Source organism: Rhodococcus sp. Ni2 (assembly GCF_021352185.1).
Classification (GTDB): Bacteria; Actinomycetota; Actinomycetes; order Mycobacteriales; family Mycobacteriaceae; genus Rhodococcus_F; species Rhodococcus_F qingshengii.
Genome location: NZ_WOXZ01000002.1, coordinates 251,917 through 265,719, shown reverse-complemented (window position 1 = coordinate 265,719; position 13,803 = coordinate 251,917). Strand labels below are relative to the sequence as shown.

The 13,803-nt window shown below is 60.2% G+C and carries 13 protein-coding genes; 2 read left to right on the top strand and 11 right to left on the bottom strand.

Annotated elements, in window-relative coordinates:
• Window positions 1-28: 28 nt before the first annotated feature.
• Together GN300_RS14830 and GN300_RS14825 are read right to left on the bottom strand one after the other, a co-directional pair.
• Entirely contained in the window at window positions 29-829 is an 801-nt protein-coding gene (locus GN300_RS14830) for an ABC transporter permease (protein WP_003945537.1), read from the bottom strand.
• The gene (locus GN300_RS14825; RefSeq protein WP_054188040.1) at window positions 826-1,782 is read right to left on the bottom strand and encodes an ATP-binding cassette domain-containing protein; all 957 of its coding nucleotides are present in this window, start codon (window positions 1,780-1,782) and stop codon (window positions 826-828) included. The genes GN300_RS14830 and GN300_RS14825 overlap by 4 nt, the downstream gene beginning before the upstream one ends.
• Before the next feature lie 440 nt (window positions 1,783-2,222).
• Here GN300_RS14825 and GN300_RS14820 point away from each other — a divergent pair, with 440 nt between their 5' ends.
• Window positions 2,223-3,785, top strand: a complete 1,563-nt coding sequence (locus tag GN300_RS14820; protein WP_063315045.1) for a glycoside hydrolase family 71 protein — start codon at window positions 2,223-2,225, stop codon at window positions 3,783-3,785.
• A gap of 30 nt (window positions 3,786-3,815) precedes the next feature.
• On the opposite strand, the gene GN300_RS14815 is transcribed toward GN300_RS14820, so the two are convergent.
• From GN300_RS14815 to GN300_RS14790, 6 genes are all read right to left on the bottom strand, one after another.
• The gene (locus tag GN300_RS14815) at window positions 3,816-5,276 is read right to left on the bottom strand and encodes an MFS transporter (RefSeq protein ID WP_063315046.1); all 1,461 of its coding nucleotides are present in this window, start codon (window positions 5,274-5,276) and stop codon (window positions 3,816-3,818) included.
• Window positions 5,273-6,121: a mycofactocin-coupled SDR family oxidoreductase gene (locus GN300_RS14810; protein WP_003945658.1), complete on the bottom strand. Its 849-nt coding sequence runs from the start codon at window positions 6,119-6,121 to the stop codon at window positions 5,273-5,275. The genes GN300_RS14815 and GN300_RS14810 overlap by 4 nt, the downstream gene beginning before the upstream one ends.
• A gap of 103 nt (window positions 6,122-6,224) precedes the next feature.
• Window positions 6,225-7,364, bottom strand: coding sequence for a serine hydrolase (locus tag GN300_RS14805; protein ID WP_197487703.1), 1,140 nt, complete (start codon window positions 7,362-7,364; stop codon window positions 6,225-6,227).
• 180 nt (window positions 7,365-7,544) lie between these two features.
• Entirely contained in the window at window positions 7,545-7,955 is a 411-nt protein-coding gene (locus tag GN300_RS14800) for a VOC family protein (RefSeq protein ID WP_047269632.1), read from the bottom strand.
• A 134-nt stretch (window positions 7,956-8,089) separates the two neighbouring features.
• Window positions 8,090-9,091 carry an AraC family transcriptional regulator gene (locus tag GN300_RS14795; protein ID WP_063315047.1) on the bottom strand — a complete coding sequence of 334 codons (1,002 nt, stop codon included), beginning with the start codon at window positions 9,089-9,091 and terminating at the stop codon, window positions 8,090-8,092.
• Window positions 9,092-9,122: 31 nt separating this feature from the next.
• Complete coding sequence (locus GN300_RS14790) at window positions 9,123-9,689, bottom strand: GNAT family N-acetyltransferase (RefSeq protein WP_063315048.1); 567 nt, start codon at window positions 9,687-9,689, stop codon at window positions 9,123-9,125.
• 85 nt (window positions 9,690-9,774) lie between these two features.
• On the opposite strand from GN300_RS14790, the gene GN300_RS14785 reads away from it, so the two are divergent.
• The gene (locus tag GN300_RS14785; RefSeq protein WP_063315049.1) at window positions 9,775-11,079 is read left to right on the top strand and encodes an HNH endonuclease signature motif containing protein; all 1,305 of its coding nucleotides are present in this window, start codon (window positions 9,775-9,777) and stop codon (window positions 11,077-11,079) included.
• A 107-nt stretch (window positions 11,080-11,186) separates the two neighbouring features.
• On the opposite strand, the gene GN300_RS14780 is transcribed toward GN300_RS14785, so the two are convergent.
• The 3 genes from GN300_RS14780 to GN300_RS14770 are packed head-to-tail and all read right to left on the bottom strand — an operon-like array spanning window position 11,187 to window position 13,797.
• Entirely contained in the window at window positions 11,187-12,356 is a 1,170-nt protein-coding gene (locus GN300_RS14780; RefSeq protein WP_019746856.1) for a lipid-transfer protein, read from the bottom strand.
• A complete protein-coding gene (locus GN300_RS14775; protein ID WP_042920527.1) occupies window positions 12,353-12,793 on the bottom strand; it encodes a MaoC family dehydratase in 441 nt (146 codons plus the stop codon). The genes GN300_RS14780 and GN300_RS14775 overlap by 4 nt, the downstream gene beginning before the upstream one ends.
• Window positions 12,794-12,795: 2 nt before the next feature.
• A complete protein-coding gene (locus GN300_RS14770; protein WP_063315050.1) occupies window positions 12,796-13,797 on the bottom strand; it encodes a bifunctional MaoC family dehydratase N-terminal/OB-fold nucleic acid binding domain-containing protein in 1,002 nt (333 codons plus the stop codon).
• Window positions 13,798-13,803 lie beyond the last annotated feature (6 nt).

The following is a 13,803-nucleotide window of genomic DNA, read 5'->3' as shown; positions in this document are numbered from 1 at the left end:
ATCCACCCTACCGGCCGGAATCACCAGGTCAGCGGCTGACTGCCTTCTGATACCGACGAATAGCGAACGGCACGAAGACGATCAGCAAACCGAAAGTCCACAACAACGACGCGATGACCGGATTCTGCAGCGGCCACGCATCCGGAACCGTCATCGCAGGATTGGTATTGCCGAACAATTCACGCACCGCCTGAGTAACCGCCGACACCGGATTCCATTCGGCGATCACTTTGAGCGGGCCGGGAAGATTGGTGGTCTCGACAAAAGTGTTCGCGATGAACGACAGCGGAAAGATGACGATGAAGCTCGCGTTGTTGAATACCTCCGGTGTCCGGATCCAAAGCCCGACAACAGCCATGACCCACGACAACGCGTACGCGAAGAACAGAAGCAGCGCATAACCCGCCACCGCTTCGAGGAAACTGGAGTGAATCCGCCACCCGACCAGAAGACCGGTCAACGACATGACCACCAAACTGATGACGTTGATCAACACGTCACTCGATGTTCGGCCTGTCAGCACGGCAGACGGAGCCATGGGCAGCGATCGAAATCTGTCGATGATTCCTTTCTGAATGTCTTCGACCATCCCCAAACCAGTCCAGGTCGCACCGAATATGACCGTCTGCGTGAAGATTCCGGCGATCAGGAATTCTCGATACGACGTGCCCGGGACCGAGATCGCACTGCCGAACACATACGCGAACAAGAGCACGAACATGATCGGCGACAAAGTGGTGAACACCAGCAGATCCGGAACGCGCTTGATCTTGATCAAGTTTCGCCTGGCGATGGTCAAACCGTCTTCGAGCGCCATCTGCACGGTCATTTCTGATCCTCCAGTTCAGCCTGGTGCCCGGTCAGTGTGAGGAAGACATCGTCGAGAGTGGGTCTGCGCAGGCCGACGTCGAATACGCGGATACCTCGTGCCGACAGAAGATTCAGCGCCGCGACCAACGCGTCGGTGCCGTCGTCGACAGGAACAGTGACGCGACGGACATTCTCTTGAACCTGAATGTCCCCCACGGCAAGCGAGCGCAATTCCTCGCGGACGATGTCGAGATGTTCGACCTCGTGCACGCTCAATTCGATGCGCTCACCCCCGACCCGCGCCTTCAACTGGTCTGCAGTACCGCGCGCGATGACCGAGCCGCGGTCGATGACGGCGATCTGGTCGGCCAACCTCTCGGCTTCCTCCATGTATTGCGTCGTGAGCAACAGCGTGGTCCCCTGAGCCACCAACCCTTCGATGACGTCCCAGAGACCGAGTCGCGCCCGAGGATCGAGGCCCGTGGTCGGCTCGTCGAGAAACAACACCTGTGGCCGAGCAACCAATGCGCCGGCGAGATCGAGACGTCGCCGCATTCCACCGGAATAGCCCTTGACCGGCCGATCTCCAGCCTCGACGAGATCGAACTGCGCGAGCAATTCACGCGCTCGGGCCTTACTGCTTCGGGCGCCGAGATGATACAGCCGCCCGACCATGTCCAGATTCTCGTAGCCCGTCAGGTACTCGTCGACCGCGGCGTACTGACCCGAAGCACCGATCTTGGATCGCAACGCCCGCGCATCCTCGACCACGTCCAGCCCGGCAACCTTGGCGCGTCCACCGTCGGGAATGAGCAGCGTCGTGAATATCCTTACCGCAGTGGTTTTTCCGGCGCCGTTGGGGCCCAACAGAGCCATCACCGAACCCTCGCGCACTTCCAGGTCGATGCCGTCCAATGCCGTGACGTCGCCGTACTTCTTGACCAGCCCCTCGGCCACAATCGCTTCGGTCATGAGCCCTCCCGCGTCGGTAATCCGTCGGTAGTCCGTTCCCCAGTGTGACCCAGGAGGCCGACACATTCCAGGAAATTTCGTCAGTTGCCCGGCTGCAATCACCTCCCTGGTTTCGCCGGTGCCTTTCGGCCACGAGGTACGGAACAGACCACACCTCCCAGTCCTGTCCAATACAGCCGATAAATTTCACCGACCTTTCGACGGATATATACCGGAAAGAAAAACCCGAAATTCTTGAACAAAGACCGCTTTCAGGTATTCATGATGAACGCGGCAGCGTTACACTCGTTCAGCAAGTGACACTCGGGCCGGTGACGGTTGACTTATGGTGTCGAATCTCGAATTACAAATCAGACAGAGGCCGAAAAGAATTGAATCACCGATTCAGTGCACGCGGGGAAGACTCACACTTCGGGGGATCGAGAAAGGCTGACTGTGCCATGAGTATCAGAACTCGATACATCCGAACTCCGTGGATCCGAAAAACGGCGAAATATTCCTTCGAGACCATCTGCTTCACCCTGGCCGTGATTGTCGCGGCCGCACTGATCGCCGCGTACAACACACAACCACGCTCCGCGTCGACGTACACGCCGGCCTCGTTCTCGGCGAATCCTGAATCTGCAGCGCTGCCCTTCGACATTCCACCCAAGTCAGCACTGAACGGAAAGTTGGTTTTCGCTCACTACTTCCCGCCCTATCCGGTTTCGATCGACAATGCGAATCCGTCTGGCGATTACTATGCGACACAATATCTTACGGTCAACGGCGAGAACAACAAACACGTTCGCTACGGAGGATTCCTCCGCGATCGGCCGACACCGCGGCAACCCATCGCCGATACGCAGTGGCGCCAACGCGACCTCGAAAACGAAGTTCGTTCGGCAATCGCCGCGGGCATCGACGGATTCTCCGTCGACATCATCGCCAAGGCAACCGACACCAGTTGGTGGGGTTCCACCGTGCCCACAGCCCTGATCAAAGCGGCCGCAGCAGTCGATCCGAATTTCAAGATCATGCTCATGCCTGATATGAACGGCGCGTTCAAAAACATGACCGCAGCTCAAATGGCAGCAGAGATGAAACCGTATTCGACCATGGCATCATCGTTCAAATTGAGCGACGGACGACTAGTGATCTCGCCATTTCTTGCCGAAAACAAGACTGCGGGCTGGTGGTCGGAGTTCATCACTATTATGAAAAATTCTTACGGAATAAATGTGGCATTTGTTCCGATTTTCCTCGACGCAGCAGCCAACCGGAATTCTTTTGCATCGATCAGCTACGGGATGTCGAATTGGGGTAATCGAAATCCGGCAGGAAATCCGCTCTCGGGATCGAACCCGAACTCTCCGATGGGACTTGCCGCTGCCGCTCACTCCTTGGGAAAGATATGGATGCAGCCAGTCGCCTTCCAAGAAGTTCGTCCGAGTCAGTCGATCTACGACGAGGCACAGAATTCACAGAATCTGCAGAACATGTGGCAGATTGCGATTGCGTCCAACAGTGAATGGGTACAGCTCGTCACCTGGAACGACTACAGCGAGGGAACGTCGTTCGCACCCAGCGCCGGTCATGGGCGCGCGTTACTCGACATGAGTTCCTACGGGCTGTACAGCTTCCGCTCCGGCGCCTCACCCGCGATTGTTCGCGACACCGCGTATCTCGTCTATCGCAATCAGTCGGTCTCCGCGGTCCCCGTCAATCGCTCTGCTGCCCCTATGACACTGCGCCAATGGTCATCCCCCGCTCGCGATACCGTCGAGGTTCTCACCTTCTTGACCGCTCCCGCAGTCGTCAAAGTGACGGTTGGAACCACGACAACCACCTGCAATGCCCCGGCCGGGATGAGCAGCTGCATCGCCCCGTTGAAAGTAGGTTCCATCAAGGCCTCTGTCGTTCGCGGCACTACCGAGGTGTCTCGGGTGAGTTCGCACGCGGCGGTGACGGCCACACCGTACAACCAGAATCTCGAGTACCTGGTCGATTCCAGTCGGAGATAACGGTGACGAAGATCGGGTGAGTCCGTCGACTCACCCGATCTTCGTTGCGCCATCGGTTTCGGCTGCAATTGGTAACTCGGGCCGCGATACCGCCCCCGTCCGCTCCACCCTCACTGCCAAGGTCACCGCGGCCGCCAGTGCCGATACGCCCGCTCCGATCCAGTACAAAACCGCGAACGAATGCAGGGTCGGCACAGTGCTCGCACCGATCACCACCGTCGAACCGGCCAATACCGCTGCCTCAACGGCGCTTCCGGTGGAGGTACCGACCGAACGGAGCAGGCTGTTGAATCCGTTGGCCGAGGCAGTCTGATGGATCGGCGCAGATTCGGTGATCAGAGTCGGCATGGCTGCCAGGGAAAATGCCACACCGGCCGATACCACGGCAGCGCCGATCACGATATTGACCAGCGTCGGCGTCAACAGCACACGCAAGACGTATCCGATTGCGATGACGATCGCTCCTGAGGCCAACGTGGCCTTCGCTCCCCATCGCCTCGTCACCTTCGACGACACCGGCGCCAATCCGATCATCAGGACTCCGCCCGGCATCATCGCCAGTCCGGCTTCGGCAGCCGAGAGTCCGAGACCGTCCGCCGACGCCAGGGGCAACTGAAGTTCCTGCGTTGCCGCCAACGCGCTGATGAACATGGCAAAACCGAGTAATACTGCGCAGACGTTCGAAACCAGAATCGGAGCGCGAAGGGAAGTCCGCAGATCGACCAGCGGTGCCGGCGTGTGCAGTTCCCACGGAATCCATCCACAGAGCAAGACCACGCCGGACGCGATCAGAACCAGAACCTCGGGGCTTGCCCAGCCCCATTCGGTTCCTTTCGAAACGGCCAGCAGCAGTGCAGTCATAGCGAGCGTGAGGACTGTGGCTCCCAGAAAGTCGAAGCGTCCGCGACTCTTCACAGCCGATTCCGGCACCACCAGAGGCAAGACGACTATCAGTACGACCCCGAATCCACCGGTGACCCAGAAAAGCGCGGGTAGTCCCCAGTGCGCCGAGATCACCCCAGCCATCGGCATACCGAACATGCCACCGATCCCCAACGTCGCACTCATGAGAGCTACTGCACCACTGAGCTTTTCCGGAGGAAGGACATCGCGCATGATGCTGATTCCGACGGGCAGAAGTGCCGTCGCGAACCCCTGCAACGAGCGCCCGAGGATCAATAACCAGAAACTCTGGCTGAGCGCCGCAACCATGCAGCCGACGATCATCACGGCAAGACAGACGAGCATCATCGCGCGCTTACCGAACATGTCGGCGAGTCTGCCGATGAGAGGGGTTGCGACGGCACCGGTCAGCAATGTCGAGGTCACCAGCCAGGAAGCGGTGGAGGACGATACTCCCGATGCCGTCGCGAACGCAGGCAGGACCGGCACCACCAAGGTCTGTTGCAGCGCGACCACCACACCGCTCAGACTCAGGACGCCGACGACCCACCCGGTCCGCGCTTTCGCGCGAACAGTCTTGTCCGTCAAGCGTTCGAGCGAGCGGCTACTCCGGCGTCGACAGGAACCACGATGCCACTCATGTGGGCACTCGCGTCGGCGGCGAGGAACAGGACTACTCGCGTGATCTCGAAGGGATCCAGCCAACCGACCGGCTGCGCATGCAGAGTCGCGTACACGGGTTCGACGTCGTCTGCCGTCGGCGATTCGAGGTCAGGCCGCATCATCGCGTACATCATGTCGTTGTGAATCATCGGCGTCGAGATGTTCCCCGGTGCAATAGCATTCACGGTCACACCCGAGTTTGCCAGTTCGAGCGACACACTCTTCGTCAAACCGATGACGCCCCACTTGGAGGCGCCGTACGCAGCCATCTGGGTGCCACCGGAGCGACCCATCATCGAGGAAATCGTGATGATGCGACCGTAACCACGTTCCGCCATTCCACCTGACACGGCCGCAACGGTGTTGAACACACCGGTCAGGTTCGACGAGATGACTTCGTTCCACTGCGCCGACGTCATCGACGTGATCGGAGCGGGCACGGACACACCGGCATTCGCGACGGCGATGTCGACACGGCCGAACTCGGCTTCAGCGCGGGCAACGAGCGCGTCCATTGCGTCGCGATCAGCAGTGTCTGCCTTGACGGCAATGCACCGACGACCGGTGGCTTCCACCAAACGAACGGTTTCCTTCAGATCCTCCTCGTTTGCGAGGGGGTAGGCGACGACATCACTGTTCTCGCACCGGTCGCAGATCACGATGTCCGCGCCACGCTCCGCGAATGCGACAGCGTGGGCGCGCCCCTGACCGCGTGCGGCGCCGGTGATCAGTGCAACTTTTCCTTCGAAGCTGCCTTCGAGGCTGTTCATGCCGTCTCCTAGTTCGTCGTATGCAAGCGTGCGCTGTACTGCATGCGTACTCCGAACCCGCCCGAAAGAAACAGTCGATCCCGGACAGCGGGAATCCAGCCGGTTACTGGTAAACGGCGGTCTCGAATTCCAGGTATCCGTTGATGGATCCAGGGTCCGCGAACGGCAGAATCTGCGTTGCCCAGAACCCGCCGACGCCGGTCTGCCGGTCGATCCAGTAATAGAGGTTGGCAAGACCCGCCCAAGCCAGCGATCCGGCCGGCCTACCGGTGGGTGCCACCTCTTCATTTGTCATGAAGGAGTATGCCCATCCCTTGGGTACACCGGGGAAGAATTCCGCATCGTTGGACAGCGTCGGGAGAACTCCGGGCAACAACCCCACGTGCTGGCCTTCGAGCCCGTTCTGAACGGCTGCAGCTACCGTCTCCGACGACAACACGCGACCCGAAGTGCCCGCGCCGTCGTTGAGCCACATACGAATGAACTTCATGTAGTCGCCGACAGTGCCGTGCAAACCGTGACCACCCATGTGCACCTCGGGTTCGGCCGGAAGCTCGAATCCGATGAGCGGAGTGAGGCTTCCGTCGCTCTCACGCTGATGGATCGGCGCAAGTCGATCCTTCATCGACGGGCTCATCGTGAATGCCGTATCGGCCATCTCGAGAGGTTCGAAGATGCGCTCGCGCATGACATCGCCGAGTCGCTGACCTCGAATCGACTCGACGACCTGTCCGGCCCAGTCGATGTTGGTGCCGTACTCCCACTTCTCACCCGGGTCGAAGAGCAGCGGTGTCGTGAGCGCCGCTTTGCTACACGTGATCACGCTGGGCTGCCCATGTTCCTGCGAGAGCCGGTTGTACGACTCGTTGAAGAAGTCGTAGCCGAACCCTGCAGTGTGAAGGAGCAGCATGCGAGTGGTGATGTCACGCTTGGGTTCCCGAAGAACGGGGTTTCCGCCGGCGTCGAAACCGTCCAGGACCTTCAGCTCACCGATGTCGGGAACATAGGTCGCTGCAGGTGCATCGAGATCGAGCAACCCCTCCTCCACACATTGCAGGACAGCGGTACCGGTAATCGCCTTGGTGGTGGAGAAGAGCGCAAAGGTTGTATCGAGGGTCATCGGTTCGCCGTGACCGAGAGCCCGCTCACCGGCTGCACCCTCGTAGATGTTGCCTTCTCGATCCGTGATCATCGCGACGACACCCGGGACTCGGTCAGCCCGCTGAGTTGCTCGCGCCAGCACGTCGTCGAGGTGCTGCTTCGAAAGGGGCTTCCGCGCAATATCTTCGATCGTCACTGCATTTCTCCATCCGACTTGCAACTTGTCTTGTCGAACAGAATGTAACGGCGATCACATACCCGGTTCTGCCTCGAAACGGCAGTAAAACTGTCTCGTTTCGGCAGAACCGGGCAGAGCTTGGAGTCAGCTCTGGGGCGCTCCGATATTCACCAGCCAGGAAATGCCGAATTTGTCTGTACAGGCGCCGAATTCGTCGCCCCACATCTGCTTCTCGAGTGGAACGCTCACCGTTCCCGTTCCCGACAACTGCTCCCAGTACCCGCGCAGCACATCGCCGTCGTCGCCGCTGAGGCTGACCGTGATGTTGTCGCCGGGGTTGTACGGCATGCCGGGCGGAGTGTCGGCACCCATCAGGGTGTATCCCTGATCGGTTTCGAGCATTCCGTGCATGATCTTGTCGCCGCCTTCACCGGGATTGCCGAACTCACCGAACGTGCTCAGCGCCAGCGTGCCACCAAAGATTTCTTTGTAGAACTCCAACGCCTCACGGGCATTGCCGTTGAAGCTGATGTACGGATTGAGTCGAGTTGCCATGACGTACTCCTAGCTCGTGGGATTGCTGTCACGTTCGATTTCAATCCTTGCAGAACGCTCCGACACGAAACAACGGATCACGGCAGTTCATCGAGTGCGTAAAACGATCGTCATGACCGTTCAAACAACTGTCCTCAGAGTCGATTCCGGGTCTCGGAAGGCAACTCTCCGAACCGTTTCCGGTATGTGGCCGCAAACATACCCAGATTGACGTAGCCCCAGGCGTTGGCGATTTCGGAGACGGTTCTCCCGTCGGAACGCAACAGTTCGCCGCGTACACCCTCCAACCGACGCGCGCGCAATCGTTGCCCCGGTGTGGTGTCTCGGTACCGTCGAAATCCCGCAGTGAGCGCCCGGACACTGACACCCACCGCAGCCGCGATCTCCGATGCCGTCGGCACCGAGCGAGCAAACGTATCGATGTACTCCTCTGCCGATCGCACGTAGGCAGGTTCGGCGGAGGCGACGTCGACGCCGAGTTGCAGCCCGGCCTGCGTCGCCCACTCGTCGAGAAGCTGAGCCGCGATGAGTTCTTGAACCCTGGCACCCAGCCTTTCGCTCGACATCGCCTCAGGCGAGTCTGCAATTGCGCGAACGACGTAGTCCATCAATGCCAGCCAACTCGAGCCCCGCCCGCCGATGGTGCACTTGTGCCGCCACAGACGGTCGTCGGGAACCGACCCGAACCATTGCATGGCGTGATCGGCGACAAGCTGATGCGGCACAGTGAGATTCAGCTGCAGGTGATCTTCGTCGAATTCGACGAAGTAGTCGGTCCGGCTACAGTCGGCGACAAAGGTCTCCCCCACGGCAGTATTCACCGCAGTTCCTCCGCCGAGGGCATGTCGACCGTTGCCTCTGATAGTCGTCAGAACCAGAATGTTTCCGGCCTCAGGCGAACATTCACCGACGGAGACCGGAATCCCGTAACAGAATCTGGTGACGTCGATCTTGCCGACTGCCGCGGAGTACATGTCCGAAGCCGGCTTCAACCGACTTCCGATCGGCGTGACCGTATACGGCATGTAGATGTTGTCGGACCACTCCTTGATGCGGTCCCAGTCCCGAGAAAAGGCCTGGTGATGCTGCATAGTGGGCTGGCCGGCCGCGTCGATGAGCAAGGCATCCTCGAACATGGTTCGAGTATCGCACCAGGGCCCGGGAAGGTCACGCGAAGTGAGCTGACGTGATCTCTGGCTGTACGGCGGCGGGTCGTGTTGCAGCAAAAAGCAGCGAATCCACCGCGGTCCCCCGGATCACCATGTGTGCCCTCATTCGCCCCTCCTCCTCCATTCCGATTTTGGTGAGCACCGACGCCGACGCCGAATTCTCCGGACGACACGTTGCCTGCACTCGCTGCGCTCCGAAGCGAGCAAAGGCGAATTCCAGAACCGCGCGCCCCGCCTCCGACGCATAGCCTCGCCCTTGGAACTTCGGGTTCACGACAAAACCGAGTTCCGCCCGCCGGTGCGCGGCGGATACTTCCCACACAGCTACCGAACCGATGACCGTTCCATCGGCCTTCGACGTAATGACCAGGGTGAACGTGCGACGTTCGACGAGCGCAGCTTCTAGTGCAGCGTCAGCCAGGAACGCCCTGGTCACCGCAGGGGTGTTCGGCCCCCAATCAACATATCTACAGACGGCAGGGTCGGACGCGTACTGATGGACGGCACCTTCATCCGCGGCAGTGAAATCTCGAAGAACAAGGCGTTCCGTAGTCAACGTGAACATCCAGCGATCCTAGAGCGAGCCCAAAAGCACCTCTTGACTCGAACGCATGTTCGAGTATGATTTGGGGAGGGGATCGGGGGATTCAATGAGTGTCTTGTTGTCGGACGTGGTTTCGGGTTCTGCGGTGGGGTTACGCGGACGTCTGTGGCAGTTGTCGGCTGCTGAGTTACGTGCGGCTGCGGTGTCGGCGAGCGCGGAGATTCTTCGTCTCGAGGCTGTGCGGGTGGCAGTGGTCGACGAACTCTCGATGCGCCCGGATGATCAGGTGATCGCCAGCCGCGGGGTCGGTTCGTGGTTGGCGGCGAACACCATGTTGCAGGTTCGGGACGGGAAAAAGATCGCCGCGTTGGGTGCAGCTTTGCGGCCGTTTCCGGCGGTGGCGGCTCGGTTCGATGGCGGGGATTGCTCGTTCGATCATGCCGTGTTGATCGTGGCGTTCTGTGAGTCACCGCCGAAGGGGATGCCGGAGGAGGCGCTACCGAAGTGCATCGATTTGTTGTTGGCGGCTGCGTCGGGTGTGGAAGCGACGACGACGAAAGTGCGGAACGTGATCGCGACCTTGGAGCGGTTGTTCGAATCGGATGAGATCCCGCCCGCCGAGGATGTCGATCTCAACGAGTTGCGGATCGCCTCGACATTGAACGGTCGAGTGGTGGTGCGCGGCGATTTCGATGCCCTGACCGGGGAAATGCTGCTGTCGGCGTTGTCGAATCTGACGATGCCGACCCCGGCACCGGACGGAACCCCCGATGCCCGGTCGGCGGCGAAACGCACGGCCGACGGGTTCACCGAACTGATCCGCCGCTATCTGGACTGCGCCAAGACCGGCACCGATGGTGGTCAGCGTCCACACGTGAACGTGCACATCAACGCTCGGGATCTGGCCGAGCACCGGGACTGCGCCGCAACACCCTCCACTTCTGATGACGGAATGGCTGTATCGGATCTTGATGTCGGGCACATGCCCTGGCTCGGACCACTGTCCGTATCGCAGACCAGACTCCTCGGGTGTGACTGCTTCCTCTCCACCGTCCTGCTCGACGATCACGGCGCGCCCTTGGATGCGCAACCAGGAAAGAGGTTGGTCACCGCCGAACAACGGACTGCGTTGATCGCCCGGGACAAAGGCTGCGCCTTCCCGGGCTGCACATGCGTGCCCGCGTGGACTGATGCGCACCATATCCGGCACTGGGCCAACGGTGGCCCGACGGTGATGAACAACCTGGTCCTGCTGTGCCGTTCACATCACCGGTTGATGCACCGAAAATCCGGGTTCGTCGGGAAATGGGAAATCCGGATCGGTGTCGACAACAAGCCCTGGTTCATCCCGCCGCCCTCGATCGACCCCGGACAGCAACCCAGGCCGGCGAACACCACCTTCAAAACCTGAGGTAGTACTCCTCGGGCACAACAGAACACGGCCGAGCACCGCATCGAAGGAGACCTCGATGCGGTGCCAACCGGCCGTGACGCTTGATGAAGCTGTGCCCACGATAATCAGCGAGTCAGCACAAGCCCCGATGTCGGAACGCCCGTTCCCGCAGTCACAAGTACATTCTCGACGGAGTCGACCTGGTTGACCGAAGTACCGCGGATCTGCCGAACACCCTCGGCGATACCGTTCATCCCGTGAATGTATGCCTCGCCGAGCTGTCCACCATGGGTGTTGATCGGAAGCTTGCCGCCGAGTTCGATTGCGCCACCGGCGATGAAGTCCTTTGCCTCTCCCCTGCCACAGAAACCGAGTTCCTCGAGCTGCATCAGAACATAGGGCGTGAAGTGGTCGTAGAAGATCGCCGTCTGCATGTCCGACGGGCGCAGCCCACTTTGTGACCAGAGCTGATCGCCGACAAGGCCCATCTCCGGTAGGCCGGTCAAACCGTCGCGGTAATAGCTGGTCATGATGTATTGATCTGCCCCGCTGCCCTGTGCGGCGGCAGCGATAACGGCGGGGGTGTTCTTCAGATCTTTGGCTCGTTCTGGCGAGGTGACGACGATCGCGATGCCGCCGTCGGACTCCTGGCAGCAATCGAGAAGATGCAAAGGTTCGGCGATGAACCGCGAATTCTGATGGTCCTCGAGGGTAATCGGTTTTCCGTAGAAGAACGCCTTCGGATTGGTGGCTGCATGCTTACGATCCGCGACGGCGATTCGACCGAAGTCCTCGCTGGACGCTCCGTATACGTGCATGTATCGCTGCGCGACCATCGCGACAAACGATGCAGGAGTACCCAATCCGTGAGGATAGGAAAAGGCGTTGTCCGTTCCCGACGAATTGACCTGCGCCACAAGGCCGGAGTTCACCTGCCCGAAACGCGCACCCGATCGCTCGTTGAACGCGCGGTAAGCGACGACGACGTCTGCGACGCCAGTGGCAACAGCCATGGCGGCCTGCTGAATCGTCGCCGCAGCGGCACCGCCTCCGTAGTGAATGCGGCTGAAGAACTTGAGGTTCGGAATCCCCACCGAACGAGCTACTGCCACTTCGGTGTTGGTGTCCATGGTGAACGAGGTAAGACCGTCGACGTCGGCGGGTGTCAGACCGGCGTCGTCCAACGCGGCTTGAACAGCCTCGGCGGCAAGTCGCAGTTCACTGCGACCGGAGTCCTTCGAGAAATCCGTGGCTCCGATTCCGACGATCGCTGCCTTGCCGGACAATGCGCTCATTCAATGTCTCCGTTTTCAGTGTCTCCATTCGAGCCCGACGCCGGAAATGCCAGTGTGACCTGTGCGGTGATGTGATCTCCCAGGCTGTTCTTGCCGACCACCGCGAGCGACACGAGATCCTCGTCGTAGGAGGTCACCGTTCCGGAGAGCGTCAAGGTGTCGTAGGCGTACCAGGGGACTCCGAGGCGGAGTTTGATCGACGTGAGTACAGCCCGCGGTCCGGCCCAATCGGTCACGAATCGCTGCACCAAGCCGGTGTCGGTGAGGATGTTGACGAAAATGTCTTTCGAGCCGCGTTTCTGTGCGAGATCGCGGTCGTGGTGAACATCTTGAAAATCGCGGGTAGCGAGCGCCGCCGAGACCACAAACGTCGGGTCGCCGTAAATCGAAAGCTGCGGAAGAACCTCTCCCACAGTGATATCCGTCGTCGAAGTCATCGTCACTCCTTCACCGCAGAAACCGCAGACACCGCAGACACAGAAACCGGCTGCCAGGCGTACAGAGTCCAGGGAGTTCCCCCGGTCTCGTCGTCTCCGGGGAAGTCGAGGTAGATCGCCTCCACCTCCATCCCGATCGACACACTCGACGGATCGACGCCGCGCAATTCGCCGAGCATCCGCACACCCTCAGGCAGTTCGACCAGGGCAACGACGAACGGCAACGACCGACCAGGAACCTTGGGGGCGTGGTGAACGACAAAGCTGAAGACCGTTCCCCGACCTGACGCCACCACGTAGTCGGTCTGCTCCGACTTGTGTTTCCAGATCGCGGGCACCGGCGGGTGCTGTACCGAACCGTCCGCACGCAGTTGAATACGCAACTCGTGTGCGGCGACACCGTCCCAGAAGAACTGCGTGTCGAGGGATGTTGTCGGACGCAGCATTCGAGATGCGTCCAGGTCCGCAGGCACGTCAGTGGAGGAACTCTCGCTGACTGGCGGCGCGAACTTCAAGATCCGGAACATCATCTCCGAGACCAGTTCTTCGCCGACCCGCCAGAAGCTGCGAGTAGTGAAGAACCATCCTTCACCAAGACCTGTCTTCTTGGGTCCCACAACGTCTTCCAACACCGAGGAGATGGTGACTTCTTCACCCGGCTTCAAGTAGCGGTGGTAGATCTGATCGCAGTTGGTCGCGACGACGGAGGTGAATCCGGCCTCGTCGAGGATGTCCGTCATCCGGCCCAACGGGTCGTCGGCTTCTCGAATTGCCCCCAGACCGCGCATCGTCCATACCTGCGCCATCGCCGGCGGTGCGACTATTCCGTCGTGTCCGGCGGCGCGGGCGGCCGATTCGTCGACATAGATCGGGTTCTCGTCACCGATCGCCTCGACCCAGTTGCGGATCATCGGCACGTTCACGGGGTCCCGGCCGGCGCGAGGAGCGCTTGGCCCGTCCTCTCGAACCCGCTCGGCAGCAGTGAGAATGGGATCTGACACGATTTGTTT

Excerpts from the sequence above, each read along its gene's own strand:
- GN300_RS14785 (WP_063315049.1), top strand. The coding sequence starts at position 9,775 with ATGAGTGTCTTGTTGTCGGACGTGGTTTCGGGTTCTGCGGTGGGGTTA.
- GN300_RS14790 (WP_063315048.1), bottom strand. The coding sequence starts at position 9,689 with ATGTTCACGTTGACTACGGAACGCCTTGTTCTTCGAGATTTCACTGCC.
- GN300_RS14795 (WP_063315047.1), bottom strand. The coding sequence starts at position 9,091 with ATGTTCGAGGATGCCTTGCTCATCGACGCGGCCGGCCAGCCCACTATG.
- GN300_RS14825 (WP_054188040.1), bottom strand. The coding sequence starts at position 1,782 with ATGACCGAAGCGATTGTGGCCGAGGGGCTGGTCAAGAAGTACGGCGAC.
- GN300_RS14800 (WP_047269632.1), bottom strand. The coding sequence starts at position 7,955 with ATGGCAACTCGACTCAATCCGTACATCAGCTTCAACGGCAATGCCCGT.
- GN300_RS14830 (WP_003945537.1), bottom strand. The coding sequence starts at position 829 with ATGACCGTGCAGATGGCGCTCGAAGACGGTTTGACCATCGCCAGGCGA.
- GN300_RS14775 (WP_042920527.1), bottom strand. The coding sequence starts at position 12,793 with ATGACTTCGACGACGGATATCACTGTGGGAGAGGTTCTTCCGCAGCTT.
- GN300_RS14820 (WP_063315045.1), top strand. The coding sequence starts at position 2,223 with ATGAGTATCAGAACTCGATACATCCGAACTCCGTGGATCCGAAAAACG.
- GN300_RS14780 (WP_019746856.1), bottom strand. The coding sequence starts at position 12,356 with ATGAGCGCATTGTCCGGCAAGGCAGCGATCGTCGGAATCGGAGCCACG.
- GN300_RS14810 (WP_003945658.1), bottom strand. The coding sequence starts at position 6,121 with ATGAACAGCCTCGAAGGCAGCTTCGAAGGAAAAGTTGCACTGATCACC.